Here is a 10,184-nt window from a genome sequence, read left to right on the forward strand (position 1 = left end):
AACTGTGGCGGATAGTTCTTCATGACCACGAGATGTCCGTTCTCAGATCCTCAGGATCCAGTGTCTCGTGTGTCCAAGATCAGGGGTCAAGGCCCGTCAGCGAAGGACATGGTCGTGTCGGGTCGGAGGCGCGTGGTTTCGCCTCGGAAGGACCGCACCTCCAGCCAGCTCTGCGGCGACGCCGTCGACACTACGTCCATGAGCTTCTGGACGTCGGCCGGCCGGAAGACCTTGAACTTCGGTGACGGTCGGTAGAACGACGGCTGGATGTCGAAGCGCATGTCAACGGCGGGATAAGGGGATCGTCCACAGTCGCTGTAGGGCAGCGAGGCGTGACCATGGATGCGGGCGTCGACCAGCACCTCCGGGTCCCCGTCCTCGATCTCGCGGTTGAACACGGCGAAGGCTGTCGTCACCCGCGCTGCTCCTGGATGTGCAGCGCATGCCCGGCCCAGTGCCGGCGAGCAGAACAGCGCGGGATCGAAGGACCCGACCGGACTCGGAAATGCCACCTTGTGGTGGGACCGGCCGTCGAAGGCGAGGTCCCGCCTGGAGCAGAGGAAGTCCAGGAACCCGGCAACCACTGCGTCCTGGTGGCTGCCGGCTCTCACTGCGAAGCGGACCGCGCTGCGTCCCCGCTCACGCAGAACCTATGTGGTCAGAGCGCTAGCGGTGACCGAATATAGTCCTCGCCCTTGTCGCCGGGACGGTGTATCTGCACCCGGTGTCGTCCGGGGACCCGGGCAGGAAACGTCAGACCGACGGTGGTACGGCAGGAAACAATCGCGCCGGCCTGCCGGCCTCGGCGGTGGCCCCATCCGCGTACAGGCGCCATGTGCCGCCGTCCAAACGCACACATGGATCGGTCCACGTCTCCGTGGCGTCCGGCACGATCATCCGGGTAGTGGCTTGTTGGACGTCGTGGATGACCACAGCGAGAACCCTGCAGCCCAGATGGCCCATAGCGAGCTCCTGTTCAGGGTGGTCCTCCGGGCCTGCGGCCTGCACCACGTAGAACCGGTCGTCGACCCAGTACCCGGACACGTCCAGCCAGGCATCCTCCGGTAGTGGGACACCGTCCACCCACACGCCGACCTTCTCGGTCTTGTCCTTCAGGTGCACGGCCCGATGACGGTCGTCGGAGGTGAATTCCACGTGCAGCCCGGTTCCCCTCCAGCAGTCCACGAAGGAGCTACAGGCCCCCGGTATCGGGCCTATGCGGAACTCCGGAGCGTCGGCGGCCGGCCCTTCGACGGGGGGACGGCTGCAAGTCTGCGGTTCCCGGCATGGCCGGTCGATCCGACGTTCACAGCCGAGCCCTATCGCCGCGCAGTCCCGCGGTGACGCTTGGGACAGCAGGGCGATGAGACGTTCCCGATAACGGCCGTCCCCCACCAGGCCGCGTAGATTGCTTGCGTTCGTCCACCACATGAGCAGATCGACGCCCACCACCGAATGCCGCAGCCATGCCTGCCACAGATCGCCCTGAGCCTTCCACCGGTTCGAGGGCCCAGTACCAGGCAGTCTGTCCCCGGCCTTTTCATGAGGGGCACTCCTGCGCACTCTCCAACGCACCGCTCCACCCGCCCCGCCCGCTCGACACCGCCGGACAGACGCACTGAGGAATGCTGGCCGGTCGGCTCACACAGATGATAGAAGGCTGCATCGGAGCCTGAACGCAGGAAGTCCTGGAGAACGGCAGCGATTTACGTACGTGTGCGGATCCGGAGGGCCGCTCTAGTGCTGTGACCGCGTAGGTTCGGGTTGGGTCGTGCTGATGGCTCCCTGCACCAGTACAGTCGGCGCACTGAAGGAGCAGAGGAGTCCCGGTGCGCACAAGTGACAGCAACGCTGATGTCTACGGCCAGCGGGCCGTGGCCCTCAGGTGGATACAGGTCGCGCTGTTCGGAGTCGTTGTCCTGTTGGCCGGATTCCGTATCTGGGAGCGCCATCACGGCGGTGGTTCGAGCTCGATCGTGTTCGGGCTGATGGCCACATCGGCACTGTCCATCGGCGTGCTGGAACGTTATCGGGCAAACGCCGCCAAACGATTTAGGTGACTCACTTTCCTATTGCTTCAGGCCGCCGCTGACAGGGGTCGACCGCCCCAGCGGATGCCTTTCTCGCTGCGGATGCGGGCGCGTTCCTTGCGTTCGGCGGCCAGGACGTCGCGGTGGCGGGCGTTGGCGTTGCGCCAGCGCAGGTAGGCGTGCAGGGCCCGGGTCTGCACGGTGTGGTTGGGGTGGTGGGAGTTGGCGATGGTGAACTGCCTCAGCGGTCCGAAGTGCGCCTCGATCGGGTTCGCCCACGAGGCGTAGGTCGGGGTGAAACACAACTCGACCTTGTTCTTCTTCGCCCAGCGGCGGAGGTCGGTGCCTTTGTGGGCGGACAAGTTGTCCAGGATGACGTAGATCGGGGCGCCGTCGGGCCGGGCTGCGCGGATCGACTTCAGCGCGGCCAGCGTGTTGGCGGCCCCCTTCCTGCGGCGGTTGACGCCCCACAGGGTGTCGTCGCCGACCGAGTAGCAGCCGTGGAAGTAGGGTGCGGTGGTAGGTGGCGGGCAGCCGGTCGGGGCGTTTGCGCTCAGCCCAGCCGGAGCCTGCGGTGGGTCGGATTCCGAGCGGGCCGAACTCGTCGAAGGAGAAGACCCGGTTCGGGAAGCGGTCCAGTACTTCCTCGATCCGGTCCAGTTTGGCGTCCCGCTCGGGGTCTGGGGATTCCTTCCAGGTCTTGGTGCGCTGGAAGGTGATGCCGCGGCGGACGAGCAGACAGCGTAATGCCTCGCGGCCGATGCGGATGACTCGGCCGTGGACTTTGCGCAGGTAGGCGACGAGCTTTCGCAGTGACCAGCGGGTGAAGGGCTGGCCGAGCTTGGCCGGTCGGGTGGTGGCCGTCGCCACGACGAAGTCCTCGTCGTCAGGCTTGAGCAGGCGGGGACGGCCTCCCGCCCACCGAGGGTCCAGGCAGGCCAGGCCGATCTCGTTGAATCGGTGGATCACATCCCGGACGGTGTCCTCGTCGGCCTGCACCAACTGGGCGATCACCGGCACCCGGTTCCCGCCGGCCGAGGCCAGCAGCATCATCGCCCGCCGGTACCGCACCGAACTCGTGTTGCCACGGCGCACGATCTGCTGCAGCTTCTGCCCCTCCTGGTCGGTCAGTCTGCGCACACGGACAGGCTCGGCCACCGCGGCTCCAACGGTCGGATCGGACGTCACCGCACATCCAACCGCCACGCCCCCCAACCCGGCGAACCTACGCGGTCACAGCACTAGCCGGCCGCGCCCTCACTGTCAAAAGGTGCGGGCGCATCGGGTCGGCGGTAGGCGAGCACGGCCGCTGGGACGGCGTGCCGCCGGACGTGTGGCTGCTGGTTAGACGCCGAGAGCAGCCGCCCCAGTTCTGGCTGTCCGACCACCCAAAGGCAGCCCCACCACCGAACTGGTCTGCCTCGCCACGATCCTCGGACGCTTCGAGGACGACCACGGGGAAGTCAAGCAAGGTCTCGGCCTGGACCACTTCAAAGGCCATGCCGCTGGGTCAACGGCTGGTGCGGGTGCCGCGGATGACTTTCTGCCACGGCGGGCAGGACAGCGGTAGGGCGGTCGCCGTATATGGCGGAACGCGCGACGAACACGGCAGTAGCGGCCAGAATTGGTACTGCGCCCAAGCTGGCCACGGCGCAATGGTGAGCGGATCTATGAGTCGCCCTGTCTCCCGGGGGAGGCACCCGGGTGATGCAACGCCGGAAACAGGACAAAGCGGAGTGAGCATGCTTTCTGCGTGTACCGGACTGGCTGGATGGAATCTGTGAACCGCAGGCCGAGGACGCGGCGGATCCGGTAGCGGAAGCACGGGACGCTGAAAAAGGGGGAAGAGGGGCATGCGGGATGGCATCCGATCGCCGGGCAATGCGGTGTTGGCTGGGGAACTCGCCAAGTTGGAAGGGCGGGCTCTGCGTGGCGGCCATACGCGGGCACAAGCGATCAAGATCGCCAACAAGACTGCTGCGCAGGTTACGCCGCTGACCAGGACCGCGGTGCGCGACTGGATCGACGGAACGGCTCCGCCGAGGGACTTCGATCAATTGTGGGCCCTGGTTGCGGTGTTACGGGAGTGGGCAGGTGCCCCAGCTGAGACAACCAAACAAGGCAGGGACGCGCGTGTGGCCGCACAGCGTCGCTGGAAGGACCTGTGGGAGCATGCTCAGCGCGGTGAGGAGTCTGTCAACGAGCCGCCGCCGCAGCGTGGTGCTGGTCGTCTGGGAGCACTGATCGCGGATGCAGATCCGATCGGGTACCTGGAGATACACCCCGCCATCGAGGCCAGTCACCCGCCGGACGACAGCCAGACCGACCCACTTCCGGCATACGTGGAGCGTGAACACGATCACCGGCTGTCCAAGGAACGGGCTCGGCACAGCAGCGCAGCCGACTGGTGGTGCTGGTTGCGGATTCGTCCACCGGCAAGACCCGGGCGCTATGGGAGGCCATCCGGCAGCTGCCCGCAGGGTGGCGAGTGTGGAGGCCTGCCGATCGAGCCTCCCTCCTGAACGGGCTGAAGCGGCAGAAGTGCCTGGCGCACACCGTACTGTGGCTCAACGAACTGCAGCGCTACCTGTACACCCCGCACGCCCCTGAGCAGGGTGAGCAGGCCGCCGCTGCCTTGACTGATTTCCTCCACACCGCTGGCCGTGGGCCCGCTCTCATCGTGGGAACACTGTGGCGTGATCCGCTGAGAACACTCAGCACCCCGTCCAAGGAAGATCCGCACCAGAACGCCCGCGCCCTGCTGCGCTCGGGCACGGTAATCCCGGTGGCGGAAGACTTCGATGAAGCGGCGCTGGCGGACCTGCGTCGCCTGGCAGTGCACGATGCGCGCCTGGCCGAGGCGCTGGGCAAGGGTGGGACACGCATCACCCAGTACCTTGCCGGCGCGCAGGAATTACTCCGCCTCTACGCCCAAGCCCCCGTTGAGGCCCTTGCTGTATTGGACGCGGCCGCCGACGCCCGGCGCCTCGGCGTCAGCGAACCTCTCCCGGAGGAGTTCTTGCGCACGGCCGCGGCCGCATACCTCAACCCTGACCACTGGCGCACCCAGGACGACCACTGGCGCGCCACCTGGTTCACCCGCGCTCTCACCTATACCGGTCAGCCCAGCCATGGAATCCCCGGCCCCCTCACCCGCGAGCTCCCTCTGCCGGGGAGCCCCGCAATCGGTCTGTCCGTGTACCGGCTAGCCGACTACCTTGCTCAAGACAGGGCCAGAGCGCGATGTAAGTGGGTCCCTCCAGAGGGCTTCTGGACTGCTGCCGCAGACCATCTGCACGGGCCTGAAGGTCTCAAGTCGCTCGGCCAGGCCGCCCGGTTTCGACTGCGGCTGCGTCACGCCGATCTCCTTTACCGCCGTGCGGCTGATGCCGGGGCCGTCGACGCTCTGTATCTCCTGGCTCACATGCGTGGACAGATGGGAGACCGGGAAGGCGCCGAACGGATCACCTGGGAGGCAGCCGATCGTGCGGACGGTGGTGAGCTGTACGACCTGACTGTGGTGAGGACGTCACATGGAGACTGGGAAGGCGCCGAACGCCTCGCTCGGCGAGCTGCCATCGCAGGATTTCCGGCTGCTCTGTGGCACGTAGCCTTTGCACACGCGCGGGGTCAGACTGGAGATCACGATGCCATTGAACGTATGGTCCGAGAGGCTATAAGGGCTGGATATGATTACGCACTGCGGCGGATGGAATGGGACGGCGGGATTCAAGAGGTGGTCGCTCATCTCTTGAAGTCGGCTTCTGAAATTGACCACCTTCTGCGGGTAGCCAGAGACTGTCCTGAGGAAGTCGAGCGCTGGGCTCAGGAAATGGTCGAAGGGGGCCATGGAATGGCCCTTCAAGGATTGGTCCGCGCACGGAAAAAGCTTGGCGATTGGGATGGAGCTGAACGTGCGGCCTTCCAAGCTCGTGATGCCGGAGCGCCAGACAGCCTGTACGAGCTCGCTGTGGGATGTAGGAAGGCCGGACACCGAGACAGCGCAGAACGACTGTTTCGAGCAGCCGCTGACGAGGGGCACGCAGGTGGCTTGGGCATCGAGCTCTGGCTAGCAGAGCTAGCAGGAGATCAGGAAGAAGCCAAAAGCCTCGCCCGCCAAAGCGCTGACATTGGGGACCCTAGGGACCTCGAAGACCTGGCTGAAGTCCTCGATGATGAATGGGCAGAACAGCTGCGCCGATACGGGCTGAAGGCTGACGGCAGTGTTGCCGATCCGTGGTGGGGACCGGAAGCTTCTGACACAGCCTGTCGCTCGGAGTGAAAGCAGAAAAAAAGAGCCTACGCTCTGCATCGAGGAAGGCCTCTGTCCCTCTGCCCTCTCTTCCTGCTTCTCGTCACTCCTTGGATGTCTGTGAAGTTGGAGCGGCCCCCGCAAGGATGCCTCCAGTGGCCCCAGTTTTCGGGGTGATGCGGAGGAGGACGAGGGGACCCGTATTGCCTGTACCGCTGGCTGTGCGAGGACTTCGACGTGTGCGGTGGTGGCGTGCCCAGAACACTCGGCGACAGGCGTCGACGTCACCCCATGTCAACAGCCTGCGGGTGTGTGGTCGGCCTGCTGACATCGGCCTCGGGGAACATCGGTACAGCGGTTAACGGCAAGCCGGTGATCATGGCGCGTGGTGGTTCCGAGGGTGCTGGCGCGGTTCGCGTACTCCCGGCGGGCCTTGCGTTGTGCCGGCACCGCCGCAGTGCCGTCGAGGGGCTGGCAGCGGTCGAGGAGCTGCCGGTGGATCACGGGCACGGCGGTGATGCGCAGGGTGTAGCCCTGGCTGCGTCGTACAGTCACGCCCTGATCGAGCGTGGCGCGCTCGGCGGGCTTCAGGTCGGTGGCGCGGAGGAAGTCGGCGACGCGGAGGAAGTCGGCGACCTTGCCCGGCATGTCGAGGATGACCGGCAACTCCTGGGCTGGTGCGCCCGGGTCGACGGCCGCGTGCTCGGGCAGGAGGTCGGCGGCGGCGGTACGGATGGCGCCGCGGCTGACGTCGTGGTCGCGGGCGAGGGCGGCGATGGACCGGCCTTCCAGGTACGCGGTGCGCACGGCGTCGGTCTTCCCGGCCGGGCCGGCCGGCCGGCGCCCGCCCTTGTTGCCCTTCGCCTCGGCGGCACGCAATCCGTCGTACGTCAGCTCCCGCTGCGTGGGTGGCGTCGGTGAGGTCCGTCGCGGAGAACGCGCCGTCGTGGATGCGCAGGGCGAGACGGTCGCGGTGCAGGACGTCGAGCACGTCGAGGATGTGCCCGGTGCCGCGCATGAGGCGGAACATCTCGGAGATATGCACGGTGTCGCCCGGCCGCGCGTACGCCAGCAGTCCGCCCAACTTCGGGCGCTGGAGCGGGTGGAGGCGGCTGGAGGTGCCGGCCTCCTCCTCGAACGGGATCGGGTCCTCGATCCTGGCCTTGTCCAGGACGAGGTTCTGCCGGGCGGTCGACTGCTGGCCAGTCGAGACCCGTTTGCAGACCAGGTTCACCAACAAGGCCCCTTCCGTACGGAGGATCGGACCCTATTCGTCACCAAGCCCTGTCACCAATCACTGGCTTTGTTCATGAGAACGGACCGCAGATGTTCACGACTTCGGGAGGCACCACGGTCTGGCGCTGTTCGATTGCGGCAGCAGTACTCGCGCTTCAACCTCCCCGGGCGTCGCGCCGGCCGGTGCCACCCCTCCGCCCCTCCGTCCCCCCGCCCCCGCCCCTCCGCGCACGGTTGCGGGAGCTAGGTGCGATCCTGCACGTATGAACCATCTCGGCGACGCGCACCTGCGCAACTGGACGCTGCGCCTCGCGGCCCTCCTAGCAGCCGACACCCAGGATCAACTTGCCTGGCTGGGGGAGCGTGAGCTGGAGACGAAGGACGTCGTCGAAGAGGTGGAGCTTCTCTGCCGTGTCTCCGAAGGACTGGCGGAGCGCGGAGCCTTCGAGCCCGAGGATCTGCGCGATCTTCGGGCCATCGGCCGTCGCCTCGGCGAGATCGATGCGACCTGCCGCGTCGGCCTCTGGGAATACGCCCTGGCCGTAGATCCGGCGTGGGACGACATACGTTCCCTCGCCCGCCAGTTTCTCCTCACGCGGCTGGGCGACTGGCGTCAGCCGCTGCCACGTCCCGTGCGCCCGCACACGGGCGACCACTGAGCACGTCCAGGCCGCCTGTGCGACTCTGACGCAGCCGGCGCCGCACACACGAGATCGCGGGAACGTCGTGGCTACGTTCGGATGGGTGTCGGCAGGCAGGCCGCCGCACACCGCCTGCCAGACCCCGGCAGCTGCCTCGCGGGTCGAAACTCAAAGCAGCGTTCGAATTCGCGGTGTGCCCTGGTGCCTCCCGAAGTCGTGAAGCGCTTTGCGTGGGCGGCTGTTGAGCTCGGCGGCGACGGTGTCCAGGTCCTTGCGGGCGTGGACCGACAGGTGGTGCCGTTGGAAGTGCGGAGCAGGCTGTGGGTGTTTTCGTCGGAGCCGCGCTGCCAAAGGCTGGTCGAGTGGCAGAAGTAGACCGGGATGCCGGTGGCGATGGTTCACACGCCGTGGGCCCCCATCTCGCCTCTCTGGTCCCAGGCCAGGGACCGTCGGAGGTGGGAGGGCAGAGTCTGGACGGTGGATTGTGACGGGAGCCTCCAGGGGCAGCACCTCCCGAATTCACGGCCCGCGTCAATAATGACCTTGTGCGCTCGATAGTCAGGAAATCCATCCTGCCCCTCACGCTGGTCATCCTCGGGGCTGCCGCAGTGGTGGGCGACGCCGCGGAGAAAACCCCTACGGCCGGAAGCAGCGGGCGCAGCAGTTTCGGCAAGTCCGGCGAGCCAGGCCAGTCCCCGCAGGACCAGGACCTCTCCGGTACGGCCTCGGCCCAGGACGGCAAGGCGTACACCCCACGCAGGACCGAGGAGAACGCCCGGATCGGCGCGGTCTTCGAGAAGGACGACCAGGGCGCCCACTTCTGCACGGCGAGCGTGGTGCAGAGTCCGGGCCGGAACATGCTGATCACCGCGGCTCACTGTGCCTTCGACGCGGACTCCGGACAGCCGGTGAACGACCTGGTCTTCGCCCCCGGCTACCGCAACGGCGACGAACCCACCGGCCTGTGGAAGGTCAGCAAGGTGGTCGTCGACGACCGCTGGGCCAAGTCGCAGGACGAGGACCTCGACGTCGCCTTCCTTGTCCTCGACCAGAAGGACGGCAAGGACATCCAGGACGTCCTGGGCGGCAACACCCTGGGCATAGACCGCGGTTTCGACAACATGGTCAAGATCACCGGCTATCCGACCAGCCGTGACACCCCCATCTCGTGCCAGAACCGCACCACGAAGTTCAGCGACACCCAGCTGCGCATCCAGTGCACCGGCTTCGAGGGCGGGACCAGCGGCAGCCCCTGGCTCGCCGACTACGACCCCAAGAGACACACCGGCACGGTCATCGGCGTCCTGGGCGGCCACGAGGGCGGCGGCGACCAGGACGATGTCTCCTACGCCGCGTACTTCGACGACGACATCGCCAGGCTCTACCGGCGCGCCCAGGACGAGGACTGAGCCCAGCTGATCCGCACCCCGCTCACGGCGAAGGGCCGTACTCCGGAGAGCGGGGCTTCGAGGTGTTCGAGGTCACTGGTTGTCTGCCCCGTTGCCGGACAGGACGCCGGATCTGGTCCAGGATGTGCGAGAGCGGCTCGTCGCCCTTGGCTTGGGCCGAGTTCTCGGTGCACTGCTCCCCCTACGGGAAGTTTCCTATGACCGGCGCAGCGCAGCGCAGCACAGTGTTCAGTACTGCCTGATCTCCGCGGACCCTGAGTCCGCATCGTCGTTCGCGCCGAGGGCGGCGGCTGTGGGGTCGAATCCGGGCGGGCTGTCCTTGAGGGCCAGGCCCATGCCGGCGAGCTTGACCTTGACCTCGTCGATGGACTTCGCACCGAAGTTGCGAATGTCGAGGAGGTCGGCCTCCGAGCGGGCGACGAGCTCACCCACGGAGTGGACGCCCTCGCGCTTGAGACAGTTGTACGAGCGGACGGTGAGGTCGAGGTCCTCGATCGGCAGTACCAGGTCGGCGGCGAGGACGGCGTCCGTGGGGGACGGGCCCATGTCGATGCCCTCGGCGTCGATGTTCAGCTCGCGGGCGAGACCGAACAGCTCGACCAGGGTCTTACCGGCG

Annotated in this window: 9 protein-coding genes and 4 pseudogenes; 5 read left to right on the forward strand and 8 right to left on the reverse strand. The window is 66.8% G+C overall.

Features of this window, described 5'->3' with window-relative positions:
• Window positions 1-86: 86 nt before the first annotated feature.
• Both ABZ624_RS40755 and ABZ624_RS40760 read right to left on the reverse strand, forming a co-directional pair.
• Window positions 87-416, reverse strand: a complete 330-nt coding sequence (locus ABZ624_RS40755) for a hypothetical protein (protein ID WP_360100370.1) — start codon at window positions 414-416, stop codon at window positions 87-89.
• 337 nt (window positions 417-753) lie between these two features.
• The gene (locus tag ABZ624_RS40760) at window positions 754-1,155 is read right to left on the reverse strand and encodes a hypothetical protein (protein WP_136217636.1); all 402 of its coding nucleotides are present in this window, start codon (window positions 1,153-1,155) and stop codon (window positions 754-756) included.
• A 674-nt stretch (window positions 1,156-1,829) separates the two neighbouring features.
• Between ABZ624_RS40760 and ABZ624_RS40765 the strand changes: the two genes are divergently transcribed.
• Window positions 1,830-2,060 (forward strand): hypothetical protein, encoded by a 231-nt coding sequence (locus tag ABZ624_RS40765; RefSeq protein WP_360100373.1) that lies wholly within the window; start codon window positions 1,830-1,832, stop codon window positions 2,058-2,060.
• Window positions 2,061-2,077: 17 nt separating this feature from the next.
• On the opposite strand, the pseudogene ABZ624_RS40770 reads toward ABZ624_RS40765, so the two are convergent.
• Window positions 2,078-3,188, reverse strand: a pseudogene (locus ABZ624_RS40770) (IS630 family transposase).
• Window positions 3,189-3,883: 695 nt separating this feature from the next.
• Between ABZ624_RS40770 and ABZ624_RS40775 the strand changes: the two are divergent.
• Together ABZ624_RS40775 and ABZ624_RS40780 are read left to right on the forward strand one after the other, a co-directional pair.
• Window positions 3,884-4,552 (forward strand): hypothetical protein, encoded by a 669-nt coding sequence (locus ABZ624_RS40775; protein ID WP_360100376.1) that lies wholly within the window; start codon window positions 3,884-3,886, stop codon window positions 4,550-4,552.
• Window positions 4,519-6,312, forward strand: a complete 1,794-nt coding sequence (locus ABZ624_RS40780) for a hypothetical protein (RefSeq protein ID WP_360100379.1) — start codon at window positions 4,519-4,521, stop codon at window positions 6,310-6,312. The genes ABZ624_RS40775 and ABZ624_RS40780 overlap by 34 nt, the downstream gene beginning before the upstream one ends.
• Before the next feature lie 264 nt (window positions 6,313-6,576).
• On the opposite strand, the gene ABZ624_RS40785 is transcribed toward ABZ624_RS40780, so the two are convergent.
• Both ABZ624_RS40785 and ABZ624_RS40790 read right to left on the reverse strand, forming a co-directional pair.
• A complete protein-coding gene (locus ABZ624_RS40785; protein ID WP_360100382.1) occupies window positions 6,577-7,161 on the reverse strand; it encodes a resolvase in 585 nt (194 codons plus the stop codon).
• Window positions 7,162-7,279: 118 nt separating this feature from the next.
• Window positions 7,280-7,516 (reverse strand): annotated as a pseudogene (locus tag ABZ624_RS40790) (recombinase family protein); the annotation flags it as partial.
• A gap of 265 nt (window positions 7,517-7,781) precedes the next feature.
• Between ABZ624_RS40790 and ABZ624_RS40795 the strand changes: the two are divergent.
• Entirely contained in the window at window positions 7,782-8,177 is a 396-nt protein-coding gene (locus ABZ624_RS40795) for a hypothetical protein (RefSeq protein WP_360100385.1), read from the forward strand.
• A 150-nt stretch (window positions 8,178-8,327) separates the two neighbouring features.
• Here the strand turns inward: ABZ624_RS40795 and ABZ624_RS40800 are convergent.
• Window positions 8,328-8,641, reverse strand: a pseudogene (locus ABZ624_RS40800) (IS30 family transposase); the annotation flags it as partial.
• Between the two features lie 63 nt (window positions 8,642-8,704).
• Between ABZ624_RS40800 and ABZ624_RS40805 the strand changes: the two are divergent.
• Window positions 8,705-9,568 carry a trypsin-like serine protease gene (locus tag ABZ624_RS40805; RefSeq protein WP_360100388.1) on the forward strand — a complete coding sequence of 288 codons (864 nt, stop codon included), beginning with the start codon at window positions 8,705-8,707 and terminating at the stop codon, window positions 9,566-9,568.
• 72 nt (window positions 9,569-9,640) lie between these two features.
• Here the strand turns inward: ABZ624_RS40805 and ABZ624_RS40810 are convergent.
• Both ABZ624_RS40810 and ABZ624_RS40815 read right to left on the reverse strand, forming a co-directional pair.
• Window positions 9,641-9,746 (reverse strand): annotated as a pseudogene (locus ABZ624_RS40810) (RdlA protein); the annotation flags it as partial.
• Window positions 9,747-9,796: 50 nt separating this feature from the next.
• Window positions 9,797-10,184: DNA-directed RNA polymerase subunit alpha C-terminal domain-containing protein (locus ABZ624_RS40815; RefSeq protein WP_360100391.1), on the reverse strand; the 388-nt coding region annotated here is incomplete at its 5' end.

This window comes from Streptomyces sp. NPDC007205 (assembly GCF_040634095.1).
GTDB lineage: Bacteria > Actinomycetota > Actinomycetes > Streptomycetales > Streptomycetaceae > Streptomyces.

Coding starts and splice junctions, on each gene's coding strand:
- ABZ624_RS40795 (WP_360100385.1), top strand. CDS start 7,782: ATGAACCATCTCGGCGACGCGCACCTGCGCAACTGGACGCTGCGCCTC.
- ABZ624_RS40775 (WP_360100376.1), top strand. CDS start 3,884: ATGCGGGATGGCATCCGATCGCCGGGCAATGCGGTGTTGGCTGGGGAA.